Source organism: Limnobaculum zhutongyuii (assembly GCF_004295645.1).
GTDB lineage: Bacteria > Pseudomonadota > Gammaproteobacteria > Enterobacterales > Enterobacteriaceae > Limnobaculum > Limnobaculum zhutongyuii.
In genome coordinates, this window is sequence record NZ_CP034752.1 from 721,696 (window position 1) to 748,323 (window position 26,628).

The window sequence follows — 26,628 nt, forward strand, 5'->3', positions numbered from 1 at the left end:
ATGATTTTTTACCGCAGATAATCAGGTTTTTGATCTGGTTATATATCCGGATAATTATCACCGTACCCTAAATGGAACTTATCTTCTTTATTGATTGATTTTTAAGTAATTTTAAACCCCGTAATACCTAACTATCCTGCGGACATATTTATAAACAAAAATTTTGTTTTCTACTGTCAGAATGCGTCATTAACAATATGAAATAGCAATATTATCGTCTATTCTTATGCGGTCGTATGGTCCGGGTAGTTACCCTCCAGTGCTGCATGGTGAAATACGAACTAATCGGGTAGTTTTTACTGTTGAGTTGCTCAGATCGGTTTGTTTCCGTTCCGGGCTCTAAGAGGCTTATGTTGTTATGACAAACGGTTCCGCAAGCAAAATGATGCGTACTTATAATGTCGCTCACTGGGGTGGTGGTTATTATGGCGTGAATGAACTTGGCCATATTACTGTCTGCCCGGATCCTGACTTACCTGATGCACACGTGGATCTGGCAACGTTAGTTCAGGGAATGCAAGCACAGGGGCAACGCCTGCCATCGTTGTTTTGTTTTCCTCAAATACTTCAGCATCGTTTGCGTTCTATTAACGCTGCGTTTAAACGTGCACGTGAGTCGTTTGGTTATGAAGGCAACTATTTTTTAGTTTATCCGATTAAGGTTAATCAGCAGCGTCGGGTCATTGAGTCGCTGGTTAATTCCGGTGAACCTTTGGGACTGGAAGCCGGTTCCAAAGCTGAATTAATGGCGGTATTAGGCCATGCCGGGTTTACCCGTTCAGTGATCGTCTGTAACGGTTATAAAGATCGTGAATATATTCGCCTGGCGCTAACCGGTGAAAAACTGGGCCATAAGGTTTATCTGGTCATTGAGAAAATGTCCGAGATAAAGGTCGTTCTGGAAGAGGCTAAACGTCTGGATGTTATTCCTCGCCTTGGCGTTCGCGCTCGTCTGGCTTCTCAGGGGTCAGGCAAATGGCAGGCCAGCGGTGGTGATAAGTCTAAATTTGGTTTATCTGCTTCTCAGGTACTGACGCTGGTGGATACTTTGCGTGATGCCGGGCGTTTAGACAGCCTGCAACTGCTGCACTTCCATCTGGGATCCCAGCTATCTAACATTCGTGATATTGCCACTGGCGTACGTGAGTCAGCGCGTTTCTACGTGGAACTGCATAAACTGGGTGTGAACATTCAGTGCTTCGACGTTGGCGGTGGCTTGGGCGTGGACTATGAAGGTACTCGCTCTCAGTCTGATTGTTCGGTGAACTACGGCCTGAATGAGTACGCTAATAACGTTATCTGGGGCATCGGTGAAGCCTGTAATGAATATGGTTTACCGCATCCAACGGTAATTACAGAATCAGGCCGTGCGGTGACTGCGCATCATACAGTATTGGTCTCAAACGTGATTGGTGTGGAGCGCAATGAATTTGAAGTGCCGCAACCACCTAATGAAGATGCTCCCCGCGCGTTATGTAGCCTGTGGGATACTTGGCTGGAGATGCAAGAGCCGGAAAATCGTCGCTCACTGCGTGAATGGCTGCACGATAGCCAGCTGGATCTAAATGATGTGCATACTCAATATGCACACGGCATGCTGGATTTGACCGATCGCGCTTATGCTGAGCAGCTCTATCTGACCATTTGCCATCATATTCAGCTACAGCTTGAGCCCAGCAATCGTGCTCACCTTCCAATCATTGATGAGCTGGATGAACGTATGGCGGATAAGCTGTACGTTAACTTCTCGCTGTTCCAGTCAATGCCGGATGCGTGGGGTATCGATCAGCTGTTTCCTGTATTGCCACTGAGTGGGTTGGATAAAGATCCCGAGCGTCGTGTGGTATTACTGGATATTACCTGTGATTCTGATGGTGCTATTGATCACTATATCGACGGTGACGGTATGGCAACCACCATGCCAATGCCGCCTTACGATCCAGAAAATCCTCCGCTGTTAGGTTTCTTTATGGTTGGCGCCTATCAGGAAATTCTGGGCAATATGCATAACCTGTTTGGTGATACCGCATCGGTTGATGTGTTCGTATTTAACGATGGTAGTGTTGAAGTTGAGCAGTCTGAAGAGGGCAACACGGTTGCGGAAATGCTGGAGTATGTGCAGCTTAACCCGGAAACGTTGATGACTCGCTATCGCGAACAAATCAAGAGTGCCAATTTAAGCCCTGAACTTGAAGAGCAGTTCCTGGAAGAGTTTGAAGCCGGACTATATGGTTATACTTATCTTGAAGATGAGTAATTAAACGATAAACAGGTGGTCATTTGACCACCTGTTTTGTTTCTGCATCTCTAATGCGATAAATAGCTACGAATCCCGTCCAAAAACATTTGGGTTGATATCATGACCAGTATTAATCCCATCAGCCGTTCCAGTGCATTAACGCCTTTCTCTCCCAGCAGACGTAAAAACAAATCAGACATCATTAAAATCATGGCGGAAAGTGCCCAGGCGATAAACAGTGCAATCGCCAGATAGCCCATTTTGTTTGGATACTGGTGTGACAGCATCATTAATGACGCCAGAATAGAAGGTCCGGCGACTAATGGAATGGCCATTGGCACCAGAAAAGGCTCTTCCCCGGCAGGTAAACCTGAAGTACTCCCGTTCTCAGAAGAAGGGAAAATCATTCTGATGGCAATCAGAAACAGAATAATCCCTCCGGAGATAGAAACTGTCTCGGTACGTAAATTCAGCACTTCCAGAATTTTCTCGCCGGTAAACAAAAAGATCATCATCAGCACCAACGCGATGAGCATCTCTCTGATAACAATAATGCGACGGCGTTTGGGATCGATATGTTTAAGGATCGACATAAATATCGGCAGGTTTCCTAGCGGATCCAGAATAAGAAAAAGGAGAATTATTGCCGATGTCATTTCTGCCATATGTAAATCCGATTAGCGCATTTAGTTTAACTATATACTAACTTTAACTGCCGGAAAGATGGGTTAATTTTATAACTGCTCGCAGGCCTGAAAAGTCCCGGTAGCGATAATCGATGCGGCTCGGGATTTTTCTTGAAGATGGGGGGAATACACTCCATAATTTACCCCAGCACAATTGAAGAATTCTATGAATCCCTTTCTCGTCGGGCGCTCCATTCTGACGCGGAGGGATTTTTTTTCGCGACTTAGTTGATTTCTGTTTATGACCCACAGCCGATGGCATGGGATAACGGAAAGATAACGCAGACATTTTGAGGAATACAATGAATAGCACGCTTGGCAATAAGCCTGATAATTCACTGGTCTCCAATGCTTTTGGTTTTTTACGTTTACCACTCAATTTTCAACCGTATGAAAGTGATGCTGACTGGGTTATCACCGGTGTACCTTTCGATATGGCAACCTCTGGTCGTTCGGGCGCTCGTCATGGACCAGCAGCTATCCGTCAGGTATCGACTAATCTGGCCTGGGAATCCTGCCGTTGGCCATGGACATTTAAACTGCAAAGCAAGCTGAAGGTTGTTGATTGTGGTGATGTGGTGTTTAATTTTGGCGATGCTCAGGACATGAGTGAACAGCTTCAGGCTCACACCGAACGTTTACTGGCTGCTGGTAAGCGTTGTTTGACCTTTGGTGGTGATCACTTTGTGACGCTGCCTTTATTAAGAGCTCACGCTAAGCATTTTGGCAAAATGGCTTTGGTTCATTTTGATGCCCATACCGATACTTACTCTAACGGTAGTAAATTTGACCATGGCACTATGTTTTATCATGCGCCAAATGAAGGTTTAATTGACCCAACTCGTTCAGTACAGATTGGTATTCGTACTGAGCATGACACTGACAACGGTTTTACCGTGCTGGATGCCGCTCAGGTAAACGACCGCACTGTGGATGATGTTGTTGCTCAGGTTAAAAAGATTGTAGGGGACATGCCGGTTTATCTGACGTTTGATATTGACTGTCTGGATCCTGCTTTTGCTCCGGGTACTGGTACGCCGGTGTGTGGTGGATTAACATCTGACCGCGCACTAAAAATTCTACGCGGATTACAGTCATTGGATATTGTGGGAATGGATGTGGTGGAAGTGGCACCTTCTTACGATCATGCAGAAATGACGGCGCTGGCAGCAGCGACGGTTGCACTGGATATGCTGTATATGCAGGCGGCGAAAAAGTAATTTAATCCAAATATAAAACTAATAAAAAACGGCTGATAAATATCGGTCGTTTTAAAATGATGACCAACTTGATAAATTGGCCTCAATGGATATTCCGGTCGTAAAATCAAAAATGCTTATATTGGCTTTATACTCGACCGGAAGACCGTTAGTACTTAACTTCAGTGTATGTCGGGCCTGGTCTCCCTACGGGCACTTCGTTGGCTGACGCCAAGTCGACCCCCACGGGAGCCCCTCCCGACAATTGACTATTTTGAAACACAAAAATTAACTATCAAACGTTGTCATTACATTAAAACGGCTGATATTTATCAGCCGTTTTTGCATTCAGATATTGACTACAACCGCTTATTTTTGTGGGCGGGTCTGGAACAGAACCCAGTCAGCATAAGCATCAACAAAGCTTTGCAGGAAGGTTTTGGTTCTTTCAGTCAGTTCACCGTTCTCTTCAAAAATGGCACCGGCGTTACTGATATAGGCTTCTGGCTGCTGCATGCATGGAATATTCAGAAATACCAGTGACTGACGCAGATGGTGATTAGCCCCAAAACCGCCAATTGCACCCGGTGATGCACTAACAACCGCTCCAGGTTTGCCTGACCAGGCGCTTTGTCCGTAAGGACGGGAACCTACATCCAGTGCATTTTTTAAGGCTGCAGGTACAGAACGGTTGTATTCAGGAGTGACAAACAGCACGGCATCAGCGGCTTTAATTTGATTACGGAATGTGGTGTAAGCGGCAGGTGGAGTGACGTCAATATCTTCGCTATACAGAGGTAAATCGCCAATTTCCACGATGTCCAGCTTGATTGAAGAAGGCGCTAATTTAGTCAATGCCAGGGCAATTTTTCTATTAATTGACTCTTTACGCAGGCTACCGACCAAAACGGCTACGTGTTTCACTTGACTCATAAGACGACTCCTTGGTGAATTTTATTGACGATTCATTCAATACTACAACCTGAATAAGTGATAAAACGGAACACTCCGCATAAGTGCGGCATTGATATAAAAGATAGTTGATAATCACTGCACTGGCAAAAAATAATCCTGATAAATGAAAAGATTATCTCTATTTTTTGCCAATAATCTTCTTACTGTACGCCACTTAATATTGGAGTGTTAATGATTTCGTGCCAAATATTCGCCGGAGTGGTTTTCTTCAGGCAATAAAAAAACCGAGGTCATGACCTCGGTTTTAGATACATAGATAAGCGAATTACCGCCCAATTCTATATAAATAGATTATTTGCCTTCAGCAGCGATACGAGCTCTGATTGCATCAGCACGGTCTTTAGAACCCGGGTGAGAGCTCATCATACCAGCACTTGCGCCACCGTCTAACTGAGCCAGTTTGTCAAACGCAGTTGCCAGAGCAGCTGTTTTCAGTTTCTTCTGCTTCAGCAGGTCGTAAGAGAAGGTATCAGCTTCTGATTCTTGAGACTGAGAGAACTGAGCGTTGATCAGTGCGTTAGCGAAATCCAGAACCTGAGCGTCGTTCAGAACTGCTGCAGTTTTGCCGCCGTACTGAAGTGCTGCCTGGGTAGCGAACTGAGCTGCATAAGCAACCTGGAATGCTTTCTTAGTGTGGCCTAAATCAACGTGACCAATTTCGTGGCCCAGTACGCCGATTACTTCATCGTCAGTCATCTTATCCATCAGACCGCTATACACACGGATACAGCCGTTAGCCATTGCCCATGCGTTGATGTCATCAGTTAAGTAAACTTTGTAGTTCAGAGGTTGACCATTGATGTTGGTGCCTAACTTCTTGGAGATGTTGTTCAGACGTTTGGTGTACTTGCTGCTCTTGCCTGCAACTTTGTTAGTTTGATCCATTTCTTTACAAGATTGATCTGACAGCGCTTTAACTTCTGCATCACTAACGGTTACAGCAGACAGAAGGGTGTCACCAAAACTACCGCTCTGACAACCTGCTAACATAGTAGCCGATGCTAAGGTTACAGCGATTAAAGTAGAACGCATTTTCATAAAACTATCTTCCTGTGATTATATGATTATTAGCCTTCAAGACTGGTCCTATCCAGTTGGACGATAATATCAATAATCAAAGAGTGTGTCATGAGGAATTGAAAAGATCTGTGACACAAAATCCCACCTTTATTGCAACCATTTGTATCGTCAATCGGGGTTGCCGTTTTAGCGCTGACTTGAGAAGATAAGGAAGTTTTTCCTATTCTGGATCTGAACCTCGAATCCTAAGCCTAAAATGGAGTTAATAATGCCTTCTCATAAAGAACTCGCTAACGCTATTCGCGCCCTCAGTATGGACGCTGTTCAAAAGGCCAAATCTGGCCATCCCGGAGCCCCGATGGGCATGGCCGATATCGCGGAAGTTCTGTGGCGCGGTTTCCTCAAACATAATCCAACCAATCCTCAGTGGGCTAACCGCGACCGTTTCGTGCTGTCTAACGGCCATGGCTCCATGCTGATTTACAGCCTGCTGCACCTGAGCGGTTATGACCTGACTATCGATGATTTAAAACAATTCCGTCAGCTGCATTCCCGCACCCCGGGTCACCCGGAATATGGTTATGCGCCGGGCGTGGAAACCACCACCGGTCCACTGGGTCAGGGTATCTGTAACGCCGTGGGGATGGCGATTGCCGAGCGTACGCTGGCGGCCCAGTTTAACCGCCCGGGTCACGATATCGTTGACCACTACACTTACACCTTTATGGGTGACGGCTGCATGATGGAAGGGGTTTCTCACGAAGCCTGTTCACTGGCCGGTACCCTGAAACTGGGCAAACTGATTGCTTTTTATGATGACAACGGTATCTCCATTGACGGTCACGTTGAAGGCTGGTTCACCGATGACACCGCCATGCGTTTTGAAGCCTATGGCTGGCACGTTATTCGCGGTATTGATGGTCATGATGCCGACGCCATTCGCAAGGCAGTAGAGCAGGCACAGAAAGAGACCGGTAAGCCTTCACTGCTGATGTGTAAAACCATTATCGGTTTTGGTTCACCTAATAAAGCGGGTACGCACGACAGCCACGGTGCACCATTAGGTGATGCAGAAGTGGCCGCCACCCGTGAAGCGCTGGGCTGGAAATATGAGCCGTTTGTTATTCCTCAGGAAATCTACAGCGCGTGGGATGCCAAATCTGCCGGTCAGTCGGCTGAAGCCGAGTGGGACAAGCAGTTTGCTGCCTACCGTGCTGCGCATCCTGAACTGGCGGCAGAGTTTAGCCGTCGTGTCAGCGGTGAGTTACCGGCGCAGTGGCAGGCAGAATCTCAGAAGTTTATCGAGAATTTACAGGCTAATCCGGCCAATATTGCCAGCCGTAAGGCATCACAAAACGCACTGGAAGCCTTTGGTAAAGTGCTGCCGGAGTTCCTGGGGGGCTCTGCTGACCTGGCCCCAAGCAACCTGACCATGTGGTCCGGTTCGAAATCCATTGTGGATGACCTGGCGGGTAACTACATTCATTACGGTGTGCGCGAGTTTGGTATGTCGGCGATGATGAACGGTATCGCCCTGCACGGTGGTTTTGTGCCTTATGGTGCCACCTTCCTGATGTTTATGGAATATGCCCGTAACGCGGTACGTATGGCTGCATTGATGAAAATTCGCAGCGTATTTGTGTATACCCATGACTCGATTGGTCTGGGTGAAGACGGTCCGACTCACCAGCCGGTAGAGCAGATGGCCAGCCTGCGTCTGACGCCAAACATGAGTACCTGGCGTCCGTGTGACCAGGTTGAATCCGCGATAGCGTGGAAAGCAGCGATTGAGCGTCTGGATGGTCCGAGTGCGCTGATTTTCTCCCGCCAGAACCTGACCCAACAGCCGCGTAGCGCAGAGCAACTGGCTAACGTGGCCCGTGGTGGTTATGTGCTGAAAGACTGCACCGGTACACCGGAGTTAATTCTGATTGCCACTGGTTCAGAAGTGAGCCTGGCGGTGGATGCGGCAGATAAACTGAGTGCGGAAGGCCGTAAAGTTCGCGTGGTATCGATGCCTTGTACCGAAGTGTTTGACCGTCAGGATGCGGCTTACCGTGAATCCGTACTGCCATCCGGTGTGAGTGCACGCGTGGCCGTGGAAGCGGGTATTGCGGACTTCTGGTTCAAATACACCGGTCTGAACGGTCGTATTGTAGGCATGCGCAGCTTCGGTGAATCTGCCCCGGCAGAACAACTGTTTGCCGAGTTTGGCTTTACGGTTGATAACGTAGTGGCGAATAGCCGTGAGTTATTGAAATAAGTTTAACTATTCTTAGTTGTTAGTTAAACCTAAAGCCCTGATAGCGATATCAGGGCTTTTTAATTTCCCTTCCAGCAGGCGTGAGGCGTTGTATCTCACAGCATATATCTCATCCCAAAGCCAAAGTTTTTTAGTTTAACTGCATATAATCGGTAGTAATTGCGGCAGGATTTTCGTAATCTGTAGATACGTGCTGAAGCGTTTCAGTTTTTTATGGTTTCAGGTATAGAATAACGGTAATATTGGAGCAAGGCCCGTGGTTTAAGGCTATCAATCCGATAGCGGTATCACAGACAGACAGCACTGTTATGATTAGAATAGACGGGTTAATCTCAACTATACTTTTCGTGTTATCATTTGCTGCAACGATTTGTCCGGTATGTTAAATATTTTGATATATAGGGCTTGTGCGCGTGTTTTACCTACCGCGAATGTCCTGTGTGATAAGTGATTTTTGTTAAAAGTAGCAATCTTTGGTGAGACAGAGCCGGATACTGCCGGAAAGCGTCAACCATCGGAATATATGAGTATCGGCAATGCGTGCCGGGCTCAGGTAACTTTGAGAGAATTAACAAGAGGATTCACAATGACTGTAATTAAGATGAGCGATCTGGATTTAGCGGGTAAACGTGTACTTATCCGTGCAGATCTCAACGTACCAGTAAAAGATGGCAAAGTAACCTCTGATGCCCGTATTCGTGCATCTCTGCCAACTATCGAATTAGCCTTAAAACAAGGCGCTCGTGTTATGGTAACTTCTCACCTGGGTCGTCCAACTGAAGGTGAATATAACGAAGAGTTTTCTCTGTTACCGGTTGTGAATTATCTGAAAGATGCCATCAAATCTCCGGTTCGTCTGGCTAAAGATTATCTGGATGGTGTTGACGTTGCACAAGGCGAGTTAGTGGTTCTGGAAAACGTTCGCTTCAATAAAGGCGAAAAGAAAGACGAAGAGACGTTATCTAAGAAATATGCTGCGCTGTGTGATGTGTTTGTAATGGATGCTTTTGGTACTGCTCACCGTGCTCAGGCGTCAACTCATGGTGTCGCAAAATATGCACCGGTTGCCTGTGCGGGTCCGTTGCTTTCTGATGAACTGGAAGCATTGGGTAAAGCGCTGGGTAATCCGGCTCGTCCAATGGTCGCTATCGTTGGTGGTTCTAAAGTATCAACCAAACTGACGGTATTAGGTTCTCTGTCTAAGATTGCTGACCAACTGGTGGTTGGCGGTGGTATCGCGAATACCTTTATCGCGGCTCAAGGCCACAATGTGGGCAAATCACTGTATGAAGCCGATCTGATTCCTGAAGCGAAAAAACTGATGGAAACCTGCCATATTCCGGTTCCTACCGATGTGCGTGTGGCAACTGAGTTTTCTGAAACTGCGCCAGCAACCATGAAATCTGTTGCTGACATTAAAGATGATGAACAAGTTCTGGACTTAGGTGATGCTTCAGCGGAAGAGCTGGCAGCAATCCTGAGAAAAGCAAAAACTATCCTGTGGAATGGCCCGGTAGGCGTATTTGAGTTCCCTAACTTCCGTAAAGGAACTGAAATCGTTGCTCAGGCTATTGCTGAGAGTGATGCATTCTCTATCGCAGGTGGTGGTGATACGTTAGCTGCGATCGATCTGTTTGGTATCGCAGATAAAATTTCTTATATCTCAACCGGTGGTGGTGCTTTCCTTGAGTTCGTTGAAGGTAAAAAACTGCCAGCAGTGGTGATGTTAGAAGAGCGTGCAAAGGGTTAATTCGATAAGACGGGAGGCTTGCCTCCCGTTTCTTCTATTATTTATAGGGTAAAATTATTTTATCCATCAATAACCAATGAAAAATAGGACAAGTATCATGTCTAAAATTTTTGATTTCGTAAAACCGGGTGTTATCACTGGTGATGATGTTCAGAAAGTATTCAAAATTGCTAAAGAGAATAATTTCGCATTACCTGCAGTTAACTGCGTAGGTACTGATTCTATCAACGCGGTTATTGAAGCAGCTGCAAAAGTTCGTGCTCCGGTCATTGTTCAGTTTTCTAACGGCGGTGCTCAATTCATGGCCGGTAAGGGGATGAAACTGGAAGGTCAGGGCAATGCTATCGTTGGTTCAATCTCCGGTGCTAAACATGTGCATCTGGTTGCTGAACATTATGGTGTGCCAGTGATTCTGCATACTGACCACTGTGCTAAAAAATTACTGCCATGGTTAGATGGTCTGTTAGATGCGGGTGAAAAACACTTTGCAGAAACCGGTAAGCCGCTGTTCTCTTCCCATATGATCGACTTGTCAGAAGAGTCGCTGGAAGAAAACATTGAGATTTGTAGTAAATATCTGAAGCGTATGGCTAAGATTGGCATGACGCTGGAGATCGAACTGGGTTGTACCGGTGGTGAAGAAGATGGCGTGGATAACAGCCATCTGGATAACTCTGCGCTCTATACTCAGCCAGAAGACGTGGATTACGCTTACGAGAAGTTAAGTGCTATTAGCCCACGTTTCACCATTGCTGCTTCATTTGGTAACGTTCACGGTGTTTATAAGCCAGGTAACGTACAGTTGACGCCAAAAATTCTGCACAACTCTCAGGAATATGTTTCCAAGAAACATAACCTGCCGCACAACAGCCTGGATTTCGTATTCCACGGCGGTTCTGGCTCAACTGCAGCAGAAATTAAAGAAGCAGTTAGCTATGGTGTAGTAAAAATGAATATCGATACCGATACCCAATGGGCAACATGGGAAGGTATTCTGGAATACTACAAGAAAAATGAAGGCTACCTGCAAGGCCAACTGGGTAACCCGGAAGGCGCAGATAAACCAAACAAAAAATACTATGACCCACGCGCGTGGTTACGTGCCGGTCAGGTAACGATGATTTCTCGTTTAGAAAAAGCATTCAAAGAACTGAATTGCGAAAACGTACTGTAATCGTTATTGCTTTAATTGATTAATCAACACCGGTTGGAAACAGCCGGTGTTTTTTTTGCATTCATTAAAACCATTCTTATTTGATTATTAGCCTCACCTAATGAGTAATAAGAATTATCCATTTCTCATTATCATCGTCACCCGTTAGTCTATCGCCCGATGTAATTTGTGAAGAGTTAAAGCGAGGAATAACGTGCTGGTAGCCTATTTTCAGGGAATTATATTAGGGATGGCAATGATTCTGCCTATTGGGCCGCAGAATGCCTTTGTGTTGTCCCAGGGAATTCGTCGTCAATATCCGGTGATGGTGGCAGCACTCTGTGCCATCAGTGATGCCATTTTAATTTCTCTGGGCGTGTTTGGCGGTGGGGCGTTATTGGCTCAGTCACCGCTGTTGCTGCAACTGGTAACCTGGGCTGGCGTCGCCTTTCTAATTTGGTACGGATGGGGGGCTTTTCGCGAGGCATTGAAACCCAATTCTGATACCTTCAGTATGGATAACCAGACCTTGCAGACGCGCTATCGTATTATCGCCACGGTTCTGGCGGTCACCTGGCTAAATCCACATGTTTATCTGGACACGGTGGTGGTATTAGGCAGTTTGGGAGAGCAGTTTGGTGACCTGAGATTGTGGTTTGTCATCGGTGCGGTAACGGCCTCAATTATCTGGTTTTTCTCATTGGCACTGCTGGCAGCATGGATGGCACCCTGGTTGCAGAAGAGTCAGGCTCAGCGTGGTATCAATCTGGTGGTTGGCTCGGTGATGTGGGTGATCGCCATACAGTTGGCCAGACATGCGTTTTCAGGGCTGCTTGCCTGAGCCAATATTCATCCTGAGTAAACGGAACGTCAGGATGTTGTAAATTCTGTTGCCATTGTGCCGGATAATTCTATCATTGGTTCGGTTATACATTGACGGCACAGATTTTGTGCCGTCAGGTTATTCTTTCCGAGGAGAGTTCATGAAATTAAAAGCGCTGGCGATGGCAGCTGTGGTTGCCATGTTACCGATGACGATGCAGGCAGCAGAAGTGCCCGATGGTCCGCATATTGTAACTTCAGGTACCGGAACCATTGAAGTTCAGCCGGATATGGCAACCTTGCTGATCGAGGTAAAAGTATCTGATAAAGATGCTGCGGTAGCGAAAAAGCAAAACGATGAGCGTGTTGCTAAATATATGGAGTTTCTGGAGAAAAATGGCATTGCCAAAGCGGATATTGATGCCGCTAATATCCAGACCCGGCTGGAATACAACTATCCAAACAGTAGCGACAGCAGCAAAGTGGTAAAAGACTATGCGGCGGTTCGTCAGGTAAAAGTTACCGTTCGTCAACTGGACAAGCTAAACACTTTGCTGGATGGCGCATTAAGCGCAGGTCTGAATGAGATCCGCGATGTGACGCTGGGCGTAGCTAAAGATGATACTTATCGTAATGAAGTCCGCAAAAAAGCGGTTGAGAATGCCAAAGTGCAGGCAGAAGAGTTAGCAAAAGACTTTGGCGTTAAGTTGGGGCCGGTGTTTAGCATTCGCTATCGTGCCGCTAACCCAATGCCGGTGCCGATGATGCGTGCTTATAAATCTGATGCTGTCTCTGCCAGCGGTATTGATCAAACATACCAGCAGCAGAGCATCAGCTTTAACGATCAGGTTGACGTCGTATTTGATATTCAACGTTAATCGCGTAATCAGATTTGTCTTAATACCTGACGCCCGTAGCTTAACAGGGCGTCAGTGACTCCCCGCATAATTTTACTTTCTGGCGAGAAACGATGCCAGTAAAGCATCCGGCGCTGGCACAGGCCCGGTGTCAAATCCATTAACTCACCGTTAGCCAGCTCTCGCTCAATTTGCAGATGTGGGATCATGCAGCAGGTGGTTCCCTGTTTTGCCAACTGTACAAAGGCTTCTGAAGAGCTAACAATATGGCAGGGTACGCTGCCTGGCGGCAGGTCAAAGTTCTGCTGTAAGAATGCCTGATGCATATCATCCAGATGGTCAAACGCAACCGCAGGCGCTTTAAGTAATGCGGAGCGAGTTACGCCGTTAGGAAAATAGCGTTCAGCAAAGTCAGGTGATGCCACGAAAATATAGTCTAATGCTCCCAGTTGATCCACCAGACAGCGCGGCAGCGCCTGAGGTTGAATACTCACTGCACCCACTACTTCCCCTAAACGTAAGCGTTCCTGAGTTCGGGTTTCATCTTCAACCTGTAGATTTAAACGAATCGGAGAATCAGATAATACCGGCTTTAGCGCTGGTAATAGCCAGGTTGCCAGACTGTCGGCGTTAACGGCAAGGGAGAGCTGTAACGGAGAGTCAGCACTGCCTTCATCGCTTAGCCATTCATCTTCCAGTAATTCTACCTGATGTAAGAGAGCCAGTAACTTTTGCCCTTGTTCGGTAGGACGTGGGGGAACGGTACGGATCAGCAGTGGCTGACCATACAGGTATTCAAGCTGTTTAATGCGTTGAGATACGGCTGATTGTGTAATACATAATTTTTGCGCTGCACGTTCAAACCCGCGCTCACGGATAACCGCATCCAGCGCCTGAAGTACGCGATAATCTGGGCGTTTCATTCCTAAGTATTCTCCGTTTTAATCAGACCGTCTCTCTATCACTATGCCATACTTTTTAGATTATCGTATGTTTCTGACAGGTTTAACTGTTTCGTCTCGTGGGTTACTCTATAATAATCACATTTTTGACAGCTTAGGTAGATTTCACCATGACTCAAGATGAACTGAAAAAGGCAGTAGGCTGGGCGGCACTGAAATATGTGCGTCCGGGAACCATTGTAGGCGTAGGAACTGGCTCAACTGCTGCGCATTTTATTGATGCGTTAGGTTCAATAAAAGATCAAATAGAAGGGGCTGTTTCCAGCTCCAACGACTCCACGGCAAAACTGAAGAAGTTAGGAATCCAGATTTTTGACTGCAACGAAGTGGATTCACTGGATATCTATGTTGATGGCGCCGATGAAATTAACGGCCATATGCAAATGATCAAGGGTGGCGGGGCAGCGCTGACCAGAGAAAAGATCATTGCAGCGATTTCCCGCAAATTTATCTGTATTGCCGACAGTTCTAAACAGGTCGATATTCTGGGGGCTTTTCCTCTGCCGGTAGAAGTGATCCCTATGGCCAGAGCCTATGTTGCCAGAGAGCTGGTAAAACTGGGAGGAATGCCGGAGTACCGTCAGGGTGTGGTTACCGATAATGGAAACATCATTCTGGATGTGCATAACCTGAAAATTATGGATGCCGTGGCGATGGAAAATAAGATAAATAGTATCGCTGGTGTAGTAACCGTAGGATTGTTTGCGAACCGCGGCGCCGATGTGGCGTTGATTGGTACCGCTGATGGTGTAAAAGTTATTGAGTCGTAATGATGTGATTCCCCGAATTTTATATAACCCTATAAAATTCGGGGAAATGTTCAAAAATTATTACATATAATTAAAAAAATATTAATTTGGTGATATATATCACACTTAGCATTATCTTAACGTTAAGACGCTGCTCTTCTCTATCAGCGGCAGAATAAACCACCTAAATTAAAACATTCACTTACGCCTTCTACTGATATATAAGCAATCGATTGTATTGCCGTAACTTCTATTTTTGATATGTTGGTTAGACAGGGTCTATATAATAATCACTAGGGCAAGGTTCAGCAGATGGTAAAAGTATCGTTAGAAAAAGAGAGAATTAAGTTTCTCCTGGTGGAAGGTGTTCATCAAAGTACGGTGGATAACCTGCGTGCAGCGGGTTATACCAACATTGAATACCATAAAGGTGCACTGGATGATGAAGAGCTGAAAGTCGCTATTCGTGATGCGCATTTTGTTGGTATTCGTTCCCGCACCCACTTAAGTGCAGACATTCTGGCCGCCGCAGAGAAGCTGGTAGCCATTGGTTGTTTCTGTATTGGTACCAATCAGGTGGATCTGCATGCAGCCGCTAAACGTGGTATCCCTGTGTTTAACGCACCATTCTCCAATACTCGTTCCGTTGCAGAGATGGTGTTAGGGGAAATCCTATTGTTACTGCGCCGTATTCCTGAAGCTAACGCCAAAGCTCACCGCGGTGAGTGGTGCAAGCTGGCGGTCGGCTGTTTTGAAGCCCGGGGTAAAAACCTGGGGATCATCGGTTACGGCCATATCGGAACCCAACTGGGTATTCTGGCAGAATCTATCGGTATGAACGTGATGTTCTACGATATCGAGAACAAACTACCGTTGGGAAATGCTACTCAGGTACGCCACTTATCCGATCTGCTAAATATGAGCGATGTGGTGACGTTACACGTACCGGAAACCGCCAGTACTAAGAATATGATGGGACATAAAGAGCTGGCGCTGATGAAGCCTGGGTCTGTGCTGATCAACGCTTCACGCGGTACGGTAGTAGATATTCCGGCATTGTGTAGCGCATTGGAAAGTAATCATATCGCAGGGGCCGCTCTGGACGTATTCCCAACCGAACCGGCAACCAATCAGGATCCGTTTGAATCGCCATTAACTGCTTTTGATAATGTGTTGATTACACCGCATATCGGTGGTTCGACTCAGGAAGCACAAGCCAACATTGGTAATGAAGTGGCTGGCAAACTGGCAAAATATTCTGATAACGGCTCAACGCTTTCTGCGGTTAACTTCCCGGAAGTTTCCCTGCCGGCACCAAGTGAAAATGTCAGCCGCTTACTGCATATTCATGAAAACCGCCCAGGGGTTCTGAATCAGATTAACCATATCTTTGCGGAAGAGGGTATCAACATTGCAGCTCAGTTCCTGCAAACCAATAATGATATTGGTTATGTGGTTATCGATGTGGAAACCGATCGTTCAGATGAAGCATTGGAGCACATGAAATCGATTCAGGGCACCATTCGTGCAAGACTGTTGTTCTAATCGGGATTGATTGTGAATAAGGCGGCTGATTAGCCGCCTTTATTTTGCCGTTTTGCCTGAGATGATTTTTACCAACGCCAGTCGCGAGAAGGAGTGATAATTTCCGGTAGAGAAATATCCCAGTCCTCACAAGATAAAGCCTCGACCTGTTGGCAGTCGTGGGCAATTCCGATGGGCCAGAAACCATGATTACGCCAGTTTTTCAACGTTCGGTCATAGTAACCCCCACCCATTCCCAAACGATTTCCCTGTGCATCAAAAGCAACCAACGGCGTAATAATGACATCCAACTGTGACACGGGTAAAACCGACTGAACGTTAAGCCGCGGCTCCTGAATGCCAAAAGGGTGTGAAATCATTGGCGTTTCTGGCGTGTAGTGTAAAAACAGCAAATGACCTGGGCTAAAAGGATGTAGAACCGGCAGGTAAAGCGATTTCTTTTGTTGCCAGAGCGCCTGAATCAATGGGCGGGTATCGATTTCACCGTCAAAAGAGAGAAACAGGGAGATGTGCTGAGCTGATTTAATTTTAGGATGATCGCACAGCTTTTGGCACAGTATCTGAGCGGCTGAGTGTTGTTGGTCCGGGGTTAAGCTGTTGCGCAGTTGGCGTACTTTTTTTCTGAGTACCTGACGAGCGGAAATCTCAAAGGTCATACCGGATACGCTTATATCAAAGGATGAACAGAGAAGATAGGACTCCGAGGTGCCGTCCCGGGCTGTAACCCTTGAACCCTTGGTTCAAGGTGAACATGAATTTACAGTTATCAGGCTTCCCGGACGGACCGGGCATGCACACAAATTGTAGGAATCCACATTCTGTTGGTTTGAAATATCGGCTCAGGGGACTGGCCCGATAACGCACACCTCAGAGAATTTTTTCAGAAACCGTACATGACGTTTTCTATGATTCTTGGTTAGTTAATCTGTTCGACCAACCACACATTAACTATAACAACATTTATAAAAGAGTATATGGGTTTTATTCAAATTTTGCACCCTGACGTTTCGATATCAGGTTCTGTTCGACTAAAGCTTGTTCAATTGTATGCTGTAAGGTGCGGATTCGCTCTTCCATATTTTTAGCATAATCATCAGTTTTATTTTTTTCCTGAGCCAGCTCATAGCTGATATTTAGCGCAGCAATAAAAACCAACTGTTCTGTATTGGTCACGCGAGTACGAACCTTCAGGTCCTGTAGGCGTTGACTCAAGTCTTCTGCGGCCTTATTCAGAGCCTCTTTTTGCTCTGGTGGGCAGTTTACCCGTAACGATCTGCCGAAAATTTGTAAATCTACCGGTTGTGCTGACATGTCACCTTCCTGCCGAATTTCGACCTGTGCTCTTTGTATGGAAAACCCGGAGGACCCAATCAACTAAGAGACGAATAAATAAAACAGATATCACTAATCTAACAAACTACGGCCATTATACCAAACTATCGCTTTGTGTGGGACGCAACCTTCAGACTATGATTAAAAGACAGATATTCCCCTGACAAATACAGGGAGAAAGTACTTAAGGTTTATGCCTTTTATGGAATCGGATCTGCGGTTGGTGGTAGCATAGCATTATCTTATCTGACCTTACCTATGGTGGTGAATCATTCATGATGGCCGAGAACACGCTTCCCTCTTATCAAACACTGAATACAACATTGACACAGCATCATATCGGGATGACTGCATCAGAAATGCACGGCCTGATTAGTGGTTTACTGTGCGGTGGTAGCAATGATAGTAGCTGGACAGTGATGGTCCATGATTTGACCAATGAAGGTATCGCGTTTGGTTATCCGCTAAAGGATATGGTGACGCAGCTGTATGATGTGACCAAGCAGGATTTGGAAGATGAAGGTTTTGACTTCGACCTGCTGGTACCCGATGACGAAAGTTCAGTTTTTGAACGTATTGACGCCCTGTCAGGCTGGGTTAACCACTTTTTACTCGGGCTGGGAATGATGCAGCCTAAGTTGGCACAAGTAAAAGGGGAAACCGGCGAAGCGATTGACGATCTGCGTAATATTGCTCAGCTAGGGTATGAAGAAGATGAAGACCAGGATGAGCTGGAACGCTCACTGGCAGAGATTCATGAGTATGTGAGAATGGCAGCGATGTTGTGTCATAACGAGTTTGTTAAGCCGGGGACGGCTGGGGTGGAGAAGCCGGTATTACATTAATGTTTTGATGTTTGGCTCGGTGTGAATTTTGCTGCTTTAAGAGCTGACACAGTAGCGTAGAGCCGCCCCGACGTCGTTGTTTGAATGTTTGGTTCAGTGTAAGTTTCGCCGCTTTACGTGCTGTGTTTGTCTCGGCAGCGGTGCTCGCGTCGAGCAAAGGGGCGTTAGGGCGAACGCCCCTCTGCACACCCCGCGCCTGCGCAGCCGACTGTTGACCGCTGCGTTGCGGCGGCAACCTCAGCCAATAAAAAAGCTGATGCTGTTTGGTTCAGTGTAGGTTTCGCCGCTTTAAGAGCTGTGTTTGTCTCGACAGCGGAGTTTGCGTCGAGCAAAGGGGCGTTGGGGCGAACGCCCCTCTGCACTCCCCGCGCCTGCGCAGCCGACTGTTGACCGCCGCATTGCGGCGGCAACCTCAGCCAATAAAAAAGCTGACGCACCGGCGCAGAGCCGCTCCCGACGTCGCTGCGCCTCGACCAACATCCATGTTGGTCGTGCTACTTTTTTATTGGCTGAGGCAACATTCGGATGCTTTAACCTGAAGGGCAAAGGGCAAAGGGCAAAGGGCAAAGGGCAAAGGGCAAAGGGCAAAGGGCAAAGGGCAAAGGGCAAAGGGCAAAGGGCAAAGGGCAAAATATAAATATTAAATGCCCGAATGAAATGTTTGGTTGGCAGTTAGCATTGCTAATCGGAGGGAGAGGCTGCCGTTGGGGTCGTAGCAGCTTTAGCTGCCGGAGCGCCCCTAGGCTGACTAGGCCCGACGCTCTCCAAACTAAAGTACAGACGGTCTTCCGGCCGAGCACCATGCTTATATGAGCAATACTATTTTTACGGCCGGAATATCCACAGCAGCTAACAGCAAAAGATATCCATCGGAGGGCCAGTCCCGACGCTCTCCGAACTAAAGTACAGATGGTCTTCCGGCCGGGCACAAAGGCGATATGCGCAATATTATCTTTACGGCCGGAATATCCACCGTAGCCAACAGTAAAAGAAGTTCATCGGAGGGCCAGTCCCGACGCTCTCCGAACCAGAATACAGATGGTCTTCCGGCCGGGCACAAAGGCGATATGAGCAACACCGTTTTTACGGCCGGAATATCCACAGTAGCTAACAGTAAAAGAAGTTCATCGGCGGGCTAGGCCCGACGTTCTCTGATCTAAAGTACAACCGGTCTTTCGGCTGGGCTCCGTGGCAATTTGCAACAGTCCAATAAAATTTTCATCAATCCAAACCGCGAAAGGACAGCAACTATGATTACGTTATCTGAATTCCAGCGCCGCCGTCAGGCTCTGCTCTCGAAGATGGTTTCGGGGAGTGCGGCGATTATTTTTGCTGCGCCGGAAAGAACCCGCAGTGCTGATTCAGAGTATCCTTTCCGTCAGAATAGCGACTTCTGGTATCTCACTGGTTTTAATGAGCCAGAAGCCGCGCTGGTGTTGATTAAAAGTGATGAAACCCACAGCCACAGCGTGCTGTTTAATCGGGTACGTGATTTAAATGCAGAAACCTGGTTTGGTCGCCGTCTGGGGCAGGACGCGGCTCCGCAAAAGCTGGGGGTCGATCGCGCACTGCCTTATGATGATATCCATCAGCAGCTTCATTTACTGTTTAATGGCCTTGATGTGGTGTACCACGCGCAGGGGCAGTATGACTATGCGGATAGCATCGTATTTATGGCGCTGGATATTTTACGCAGCGGCAGCCGCCAGAACTTACGCGCACCGGCAACCATGACGGATTGGCGCCCATGGCTGCATGAGATGCGTTTGTTTAAATCACCGGAAGAAATTGTCGTCATGCGCAAAGCCGGTGAGATTACCGCTAAAGCTCATACCAGAGCCATGGAACGATGCCGTCCCGGTATGTTTGAATATCACCTTGAGGTTGAAATTCACCACGAATTTACTCGCCATGGTGCTCGCTATCCGGCTTATAACACCATTGTTGGCGGAGGGGAAAATGGCTGCATTCTTCACTACACCGAAAATGAATCACCGCTAAAAGAGGGCGATTTAGTACTGATCGATGCCGGATGTGAATACTACGGTTATGCCGGTGACATCACTCGTACCTTCCCGATTAACGGTAAGTTTAGTCCGGCACAGCGCACTATTTATGACATTGTATTAGCCTCTCAATATAAAGCCATTTCATTGCTTACCTCAGGACGCAGTATTCGCGACGCCAATGAGCAAGTGATCCGCATTATGTTACAGGGTCTGGTGGAAGCTGGCGTACTGGAAGGTGATGTGGAACAACTGATGGCAGATAAAGTTCATCAGCGCTTTTATATGCACGGTCTGAGCCACTGGCTAGGACTGGATGTTCATGATGTCGGTAATTATGGCTCTTCCACTCGCGATCGCCTGTTAGAACCGGGGATGGTCCTGACCGTCGAACCGGGGCTGTATATTGCTCCCGATGCGGATGTACCGGCTAAGTTCCGTGGTATTGGAATTCGTATTGAAGATAATATTCTGATTACCGAACAGGGTTGTGAAATTTTAACCGCGGGCGTGGTGAAAGATCCGGATGATATCGAAGCCCTGATGGCGGGAGCACAGCAATGAACTCAGTGATTATTGTTGGCGGCGGCATGGCGGGAGCAACGCTGGCTTTAGCGCTGTCAACGCTGAGTAAAGGCCGAATCCATATTGATTTAGTGGAGGCCGTACTGCCCGAGAATGCAGAACACCCGGGATTTGACGCTCGCGCCATTGCGCTAGCTCAGGGAACCTGTCAGCAACTGGCTCGCGCTGGGATCTGGCCTGCACTGGCGGATTGTGCGACGGCAATTAAAACGGTGTTAGTGACCGAACGCGGCCATAGCGGCATGGTAACATTACGATCTGACGATTATGCTTTACCCGCGCTGGGGCAAGTGGTGGAACTGCACGATGTTGGTAATCGACTGTTTTCACTGCTGAAAAAAGCACCCAATGTGACACTGCATTGCCCGGCTAAAGTGGTCGAAACCCAACGTGACACTTCCCGGGTTCAGGTAACATTAGATAATGGTCAGAACCTGTCGGCGGCGCTTTTAGTGGCAGCCGATGGCTCTTTCTCCTCGGTGGCTACCTCGCTGGGTATGGAGTGGAGCGAAGAGAATTATCAGCAAATCGCACTGATTGCGAATGTCACTACCGCCTTACCCCATCAGGGAAAAGCCTTTGAGCGTTTTACACCTCAGGGGCCAGTGGCATTGCTGCCTATGTCAAAAGGACGTATGTCGCTGGTATGGTGTATGGAACCGGCTCAACAGCAGCAGGCCATGGCATGGGACGATCAAACCTTTGTTAAACAACTCCAGCAGGTTTTTGGCTGGCGTCTGGGAGAAATTGTTTCGGCAGGGCAGCGGACCAGCTATCCGCTACGTTTACGTACTGCGCGTCAGTCGGTGAGCCATCGTTTGGTTCTGGTTGGCAATGCTTCGCAAACGGTGCATCCTATTGCCGGGCAGGGGTTTAATCTAGGGCTACGGGATGTGATGTCGCTTGCCGAGACATTATCTCAGGCGGTTGAACAGCAGGAAGATCCGGGTAGTTATGGTGTATTGCGTCGTTATAATCAACGCCGCCGGCCGGATCAGCAGGCAACGATTGGCCTGACGGACGGCTTGATTCACCTGTTTGCTAATCGTTATGGGCCACTGGTAGTGGCAAGAAATCTTGGATTAATGGCCATGGACAGCTGTGAGTTACTCCGGCTGCCTTTAGCGCACAGAACCCTTGGCTGGGTTAAACGATAGGACAATCGTTCATGCACTCTTATGATGTAATAATTGCCGGTGGCGGTATGGTTGGACTCTCTCTGGCCTGTGGATTACAGGGCAGCGGCCTGCGTATTGCTATTATTGAAAATCAATTGCCGGATGAATCCCTGTCTACCGACCCAAGTCTGAGGGTTTCGGCAATTAATGCCGCCAGCGAGCGTTTTCTTGATTACCTGGGTGTATGGAAAGGTATTGAGGCTTTACGCCTAAGCCCTTATTCCGGCATGGATGTCTGGGATCGGGACAGCTTTGGGCGTATTGCTTTTAAAGCAGAAGATTACGGTTATACCCATCTGGGGCATATCATTGAAAATGATGTGATTCATAAAGCATTGTGGGATAAAGCTAACAGCAGTGGCGATATAACTTTGCTGGCACCCGCCCGACTTAAGCAAGTGATCAGAGGTGAAAACGAAGCCTTTATCACGCTGGAGGATGGCCGAATGTTAAGTGGTCGTCTGGTGGTCGGTGCCGATGGTGCTAACTCATGGGTGCGTCAGCATGCAGATATCCCGCTGACGTTTCGCGATTATGGTCATCATGCTTTGGTTGCCACCATTCGCACTGATGAGCCTCACCAACGCTGTGCCCGTCAGGTATTTCATGGCGATGGCATTTTAGCTTTCCTGCCGCTATGGCAAACAGATCTGTGCTCAATTGTCTGGTCATTACCACCGGAAAAAGCTGAGCAAATGAAGCAAATGGATGAGCAACATTTTAATCACCAGTTAGGTATCGCATTTGATAACCGTCTGGGGCGCTGCCATGTTGTGAGTGACAGAGCAATATTTCCTTTAACGGCTCGCTATGCGCGCAGCTTTGCTGCTCATCGATTGGCACTGGTTGGTGATGCGGCGCATACTATTCATCCGCTGGCCGGGCAGGGTGTTAACCTTGGTTTTATGGATGCAGCCTGCCTGACAGAAGAGATTCGTCGCTTACAGAAGCAGGGCAAAGATTTAGGCAATTATCTCTATTTACGAAAGTATGAACGCAGCCGTAAGCAGAGTGCAGCGATGATGCTGGCAGCAATGCAGGGGTTCCGGGATCTGTTCGATGGTGATAATCCGGCTAAAAAACTGCTCAGGGATGTCGGGTTAAAGCTGGCGGATACCCTACCGGGGGTAAAACCTCATCTGGTTCATCAGGCCATGGGGCTGCGCGATTTACCAGACTGGCTGGCAAGCCCGTTATAGAGCACTGCCAGCGTTATCTTTGGTGATTAGGCCTTAGTCTGTTGGTCATGCCACTGGGCTAAGGCATCGCGAACTCGGCCAATGACTTCTGTCCATGATTTTTCGTCGCTGTGACGGAATAGACGCATCGCCGGATACCAGGGGGAGGTTTCCTGCCCCTTAATCCATCGCCAGTCAATGGCAAAGGCCGGGAGCATTACCCAACATGGTTTGTTCATGGCTCCGGCAAGGTGAGCAACAGAAGTATCAACGGTAATCACCAGATCCAACTGATCGATAATTGCTGTGGTATCTGCATAGCTGGTTACCTGATGGCCTAAGGCCAGAATAGGGAACTCTGCCGGTGCATTAAGGGCTTCGTCTTCGCCTTCTCCCTTCTGCAAACTGACCCATTCAATATCAGGCACTGACCATAGCGGGTGCAGTACTGACAAACTGGCTAAAGAGCGGTTGCGATCGTTAGCGTGCTGAGATGAACCTTTCCATACCAAGCCTACACGTAAACGACGGAAACTTGCCGAAGGCAAACGCCATTGTTCTGGTATTTGAGGGGGAGCAAACACATAAGGTGGTTGCAGGGCGAAAGGGTCCTGACTGTTAACAAAGTGTCGCGGTAAGTCCAGCAGCAAACTCCAGACGTCAAATTCCGGCAATGTGGCAGGATTGTCTTTATCTAATATGATAACACCGTCGATATTAGGTAGAGATTGCATCAGAGTATGCAACACCGGGCGGCACATTAGATAAACTGCGGATGCCCCTTTTTCCTGCTTCAGGCGAGTGACGAAGCGACAAAATTGTATTTCATCCCCCATCCCCTGTTCCGTATGGACCAAAATGGCTTTGCCGGTCAGATCTTCACCTTCCCAATAGGGGCGGTTAATTGATGGCAGATTCACAAAACGGCGAGGGTTATTTTTACTATAACGACTGCGGTATAGCGCCCAACCCGGTTCAAAATTTCCTTGTTGCATTAAAACCATGCCTAAGGTGCATTGGGTTCGGGCATCTTGCGGCGAGAGTTCTAAAAGGCGGCGCATATGTTCAGCTGCGGGTTTCAACTGCTGCATATGGGCCAATACTGAACTTAGTCCGAAGCGTGCTTCCAGATGGTTTGGGTCTGCTTCTAAGGCTAACTGATACTGTTCAGCTGCCTCCTGATAGCGGTCCATTTTATGCAGCATAATACCGTAGTTATTGCGACAACCGGCATAAGAAGGTAATACCGACAACGCCATCTGATAGTATTTTTCTGCATTGGCAAAGTCTTCGCGGTCGTAGTAGGTAAGACCGAGTCCGTTTAATGAGCCAAGGTCGTGTGGGTTCACGGCCAGCACTCGTAAGTAATAACGTTCAGCCTCATCCAGTTTTTCACTACGACGGTAAAGACGTGCGGCTTCATGTAAAAACCAGGTGTCCTTAGGGGCAAACATCAACCGGACCTGAATTTTTTTCAAGGCCTCTTCAATTTTTCCGGCGTTAATTAGTTCTGTCACCGTCTGCTGCAGAGACTGTGGCGTGGCAGCTGAGCTGCTAACCTTAGCTTTTTTCTTCATAAAACGTACTGTAACTTCCCATATCTTCGTTTATGACGAGGCGAACACTTCCCTGATGAACCGCCGCCAACATGGCGATAGAACGATGCATGTATGGCTGAAAGTGGTGCGTTTAATAGCCGTAATCATATACTAAAAAGCAGAAGATATTGAGCCTTATGCTGGGGGTAAGCGCAGTTGGACATTTGGTCATGATGCATGCAGTAAAAATTTAGAAAAGCTGAGAGGGTAAATTGTGGTTCAGGTATGAAAAATTCTAATCTTCTGAATGTTTCAGCATTACTTTATCTAATCCGAATATTGATTCAACTAGTTGTTAATTAAATAGTTGTTAAATATCTCTCTCTAATCCCTATCCAACTTTAATAAAACCAATACTGATTTCTGTGCAGAAAAACGCAGTTTATGAATCAAAACTGCTGCATCATAGCAATTGTTCACATGTTGCGATAATTATTAACAATTACGTTAACTTATTATCACATGAAGTCAGATGCCGTTTTTGGCACCCGATTTATCTATTACGGGATTCACCCTGAAGTATTTAAAGAGGACGCAATGACCAATAAGACCCCTCTGTACGATAGACACCTCGCCTGTGGCGCCCGCATGGTTGATTTCCATGGCTGGATGATGCCACTCAATTACGGTTCACAAATCGATGAACATAATGCCGTACGCCAACATGCGGGCATGTTTGATGTTTCCCATATGACCATCGTGGATTTGCACGGTGTTAATACCCGTGAATTTCTTCGTTACCTGTTAGCAAACGATGTCGTCAAATTAACTCAGCCCGGTAAAGCGTTGTACAGCGCGATGCTAAATGCTTCAGCAGGGGTGATTGACGATCTGATTGTTTATTTTCTGGCAGAAGATTTCTTCCGCTTGATTGTGAACTCCGCGACGCGAGAAAAAGATCTGGCGTGGATCAACGAGCATGCCAAACCCTTTGCCGTTGAAATTCGTGTACGTGAAGACCTGGGCTTGATTGCAGTGCAAGGGCCAGAGGCAAAGCAAAAAGTAGCCACCTTACTGACGGACGAACAACGTCAGGCGGTTAGCCAGATGAAACCCTTCTTCGGCATTCAGTCCGGCGATCTGTTTATTGCTACCACCGGATATACCGGGGAAGAGGGCTATGAACTGATGATGCCCGCAAGCCAACTGGATGACTGGTGGCAGAAACTGATGGCCGCCGGTGTGAAATCTTGTGGTTTAGGGGCTCGCGACACATTGCGGCTGGAAGCGGGAATGAACCTGTATGGTCAGGAGATGGATGAAGGGGTTTCTCCTCTGGCCGCCAATATGGGTTGGACCATTGCCTGGGAGCCAGCAGATCGTGATTTTATTGGTCGTGCAAGATTAGAAGTTTTGCGTAAACAGGGCACCGATAAACTGGTTGGTCTGGTCATGACTGAGAAAGGTGTATTGCGCAATGAACTACCGGTGATGTTTTGCGATGCGGCAGGTAAAGAGCATCAGGGCGTGATCACCAGCGGTTCATTTTCCCCTACATTAGGTTGCAGTATTGCACTGGCGCGTGTTCCACAAGGTATTGGTGATGTAGCCATCGTGCCAATTCGTAATCGTGAAATGCCGGTACGGGTGGTTAAACCCGGATTTGTGCGTAACGGCAAATCGCTGTTGGCACCTACTGAATAAGCCAGATTAATTATCCTGAACCACTGAATTAAACAGAGTCAG

21 protein-coding genes and 1 other RNA gene are annotated in these 26,628 nt (G+C 47.4%); 14 read left to right on the top strand and 8 right to left on the bottom strand.

Annotation, left to right across the window (positions count from 1 at the left end; all coding sequences use genetic code 11):
* Positions 1 to 358: 358 nt before the first annotated feature.
* Entirely contained in the window at positions 359 to 2,257 is a 1,899-nt protein-coding gene (gene speA, locus EKN56_RS02770; RefSeq protein WP_130590412.1) for a biosynthetic arginine decarboxylase, read from the top strand.
* A gap of 50 nt (positions 2,258 to 2,307) precedes the next feature.
* Here speA and EKN56_RS02775 read toward each other — a convergent pair whose 3' ends face one another.
* Positions 2,308 to 2,904, bottom strand: a complete 597-nt coding sequence (locus EKN56_RS02775) for a YhgN family NAAT transporter (RefSeq protein ID WP_130590413.1) — start codon at positions 2,902 to 2,904, stop codon at positions 2,308 to 2,310.
* Between the two features lie 323 nt (positions 2,905 to 3,227).
* Between EKN56_RS02775 and speB the strand changes: the two genes are divergently transcribed.
* Complete coding sequence (speB, locus tag EKN56_RS02780) at positions 3,228 to 4,145, top strand: agmatinase (RefSeq protein ID WP_130590414.1); 918 nt, start codon at positions 3,228 to 3,230, stop codon at positions 4,143 to 4,145.
* A gap of 348 nt (positions 4,146 to 4,493) precedes the next feature.
* On the opposite strand, the gene EKN56_RS02785 is transcribed toward speB, so the two are convergent.
* Entirely contained in the window at positions 4,494 to 5,057 is a 564-nt protein-coding gene (locus tag EKN56_RS02785) for an NADPH-dependent FMN reductase (RefSeq protein ID WP_130590415.1), read from the bottom strand.
* A gap of 333 nt (positions 5,058 to 5,390) precedes the next feature.
* The gene (locus EKN56_RS02790) at positions 5,391 to 6,137 is read right to left on the bottom strand and encodes a M48 family metalloprotease (protein ID WP_168189590.1); all 747 of its coding nucleotides are present in this window, start codon (positions 6,135 to 6,137) and stop codon (positions 5,391 to 5,393) included.
* Between the two features lie 250 nt (positions 6,138 to 6,387).
* Between EKN56_RS02790 and tkt the strand changes: the two genes are divergently transcribed.
* The 5 genes from tkt to EKN56_RS02815 all read left to right on the top strand — a co-directional run bounded on the left by tkt (position 6,388) and on the right by EKN56_RS02815 (position 12,985).
* Positions 6,388 to 8,382, top strand: a complete 1,995-nt coding sequence (tkt, locus tag EKN56_RS02795) for a transketolase (RefSeq protein ID WP_130590416.1) — start codon at positions 6,388 to 6,390, stop codon at positions 8,380 to 8,382.
* A gap of 586 nt (positions 8,383 to 8,968) precedes the next feature.
* Positions 8,969 to 10,132: a phosphoglycerate kinase gene (gene pgk / locus EKN56_RS02800; RefSeq protein WP_130590417.1), complete on the top strand. Its 1,164-nt coding sequence runs from the start codon at positions 8,969 to 8,971 to the stop codon at positions 10,130 to 10,132.
* A gap of 97 nt (positions 10,133 to 10,229) precedes the next feature.
* Complete coding sequence (fbaA, locus tag EKN56_RS02805) at positions 10,230 to 11,306, top strand: class II fructose-bisphosphate aldolase (RefSeq protein ID WP_130590418.1); 1,077 nt, start codon at positions 10,230 to 10,232, stop codon at positions 11,304 to 11,306.
* A gap of 193 nt (positions 11,307 to 11,499) precedes the next feature.
* Positions 11,500 to 12,126: an arginine exporter ArgO gene (gene argO, locus EKN56_RS02810; RefSeq protein ID WP_130590419.1), complete on the top strand. Its 627-nt coding sequence runs from the start codon at positions 11,500 to 11,502 to the stop codon at positions 12,124 to 12,126.
* 142 nt (positions 12,127 to 12,268) lie between these two features.
* Positions 12,269 to 12,985 carry an oxidative stress defense protein gene (locus EKN56_RS02815; RefSeq protein ID WP_130590420.1) on the top strand — a complete coding sequence of 239 codons (717 nt, stop codon included), beginning with the start codon at positions 12,269 to 12,271 and terminating at the stop codon, positions 12,983 to 12,985.
* Between the two features lie 8 nt (positions 12,986 to 12,993).
* On the opposite strand, the gene EKN56_RS02820 is transcribed toward EKN56_RS02815, so the two are convergent.
* On the bottom strand, positions 12,994 to 13,887 hold the full coding sequence (locus EKN56_RS02820; RefSeq protein WP_130590421.1) for a LysR family transcriptional regulator ArgP: 894 nt from the start codon (positions 13,885 to 13,887) through the stop codon (positions 12,994 to 12,996).
* A gap of 149 nt (positions 13,888 to 14,036) precedes the next feature.
* Between EKN56_RS02820 and rpiA the strand changes: the two genes are divergently transcribed.
* On the top strand, positions 14,037 to 14,696 hold the full coding sequence (gene rpiA, locus EKN56_RS02825; RefSeq protein WP_130590422.1) for a ribose-5-phosphate isomerase RpiA: 660 nt from the start codon (positions 14,037 to 14,039) through the stop codon (positions 14,694 to 14,696).
* Positions 14,697 to 14,987: 291 nt separating this feature from the next.
* Positions 14,988 to 16,220, top strand: coding sequence for a phosphoglycerate dehydrogenase (gene serA, locus EKN56_RS02830; protein ID WP_130590423.1), 1,233 nt, complete (start codon positions 14,988 to 14,990; stop codon positions 16,218 to 16,220).
* 68 nt (positions 16,221 to 16,288) lie between these two features.
* Here the strand turns inward: serA and EKN56_RS02835 are convergent, their stop codons facing one another.
* The 3 genes from EKN56_RS02835 to zapA all read right to left on the bottom strand — a co-directional run bounded on the left by EKN56_RS02835 (position 16,289) and on the right by zapA (position 17,531).
* On the bottom strand, positions 16,289 to 16,876 hold the full coding sequence (locus EKN56_RS02835) for a 5-formyltetrahydrofolate cyclo-ligase (RefSeq protein ID WP_130590424.1): 588 nt from the start codon (positions 16,874 to 16,876) through the stop codon (positions 16,289 to 16,291).
* A 37-nt stretch (positions 16,877 to 16,913) separates the two neighbouring features.
* Positions 16,914 to 17,097: non-coding RNA, 6S RNA (gene ssrS / locus EKN56_RS02840), on the bottom strand.
* A 104-nt stretch (positions 17,098 to 17,201) separates the two neighbouring features.
* Positions 17,202 to 17,531, bottom strand: a complete 330-nt coding sequence (zapA, locus tag EKN56_RS02845; RefSeq protein ID WP_130590425.1) for a cell division protein ZapA — start codon at positions 17,529 to 17,531, stop codon at positions 17,202 to 17,204.
* Between the two features lie 296 nt (positions 17,532 to 17,827).
* Here zapA and EKN56_RS02850 point away from each other — a divergent pair, with 296 nt between their 5' ends.
* The 4 genes from EKN56_RS02850 (at position 17,828) to ubiI (ending at position 23,365) form a co-directional block, all read left to right on the top strand.
* Complete coding sequence (locus EKN56_RS02850) at positions 17,828 to 18,397, top strand: YecA/YgfB family protein (RefSeq protein WP_130590426.1); 570 nt, start codon at positions 17,828 to 17,830, stop codon at positions 18,395 to 18,397.
* Between the two features lie 1,253 nt (positions 18,398 to 19,650).
* The gene (gene pepP, locus EKN56_RS02860; protein ID WP_130593574.1) at positions 19,651 to 20,967 is read left to right on the top strand and encodes a Xaa-Pro aminopeptidase; all 1,317 of its coding nucleotides are present in this window, start codon (positions 19,651 to 19,653) and stop codon (positions 20,965 to 20,967) included.
* Complete coding sequence (ubiH, locus tag EKN56_RS02865) at positions 20,964 to 22,145, top strand: 2-octaprenyl-6-methoxyphenyl hydroxylase (RefSeq protein ID WP_130590428.1); 1,182 nt, start codon at positions 20,964 to 20,966, stop codon at positions 22,143 to 22,145. The genes pepP and ubiH overlap by 4 nt, the downstream gene beginning before the upstream one ends.
* An 11-nt stretch (positions 22,146 to 22,156) precedes the next feature.
* Complete coding sequence (ubiI, locus tag EKN56_RS02870) at positions 22,157 to 23,365, top strand: FAD-dependent 2-octaprenylphenol hydroxylase (RefSeq protein WP_130590429.1); 1,209 nt, start codon at positions 22,157 to 22,159, stop codon at positions 23,363 to 23,365.
* Between the two features lie 26 nt (positions 23,366 to 23,391).
* Here ubiI and EKN56_RS02875 read toward each other — a convergent pair whose 3' ends face one another.
* Positions 23,392 to 24,921: a tetratricopeptide repeat protein gene (locus tag EKN56_RS02875; RefSeq protein ID WP_130590430.1), complete on the bottom strand. Its 1,530-nt coding sequence runs from the start codon at positions 24,919 to 24,921 to the stop codon at positions 23,392 to 23,394.
* A gap of 558 nt (positions 24,922 to 25,479) precedes the next feature.
* Between EKN56_RS02875 and gcvT the strand changes: the two genes are divergently transcribed.
* The gene (gene gcvT / locus EKN56_RS02880) at positions 25,480 to 26,586 is read left to right on the top strand and encodes a glycine cleavage system aminomethyltransferase GcvT (protein WP_130590431.1); all 1,107 of its coding nucleotides are present in this window, start codon (positions 25,480 to 25,482) and stop codon (positions 26,584 to 26,586) included.
* Positions 26,587 to 26,628 lie beyond the last annotated feature (42 nt).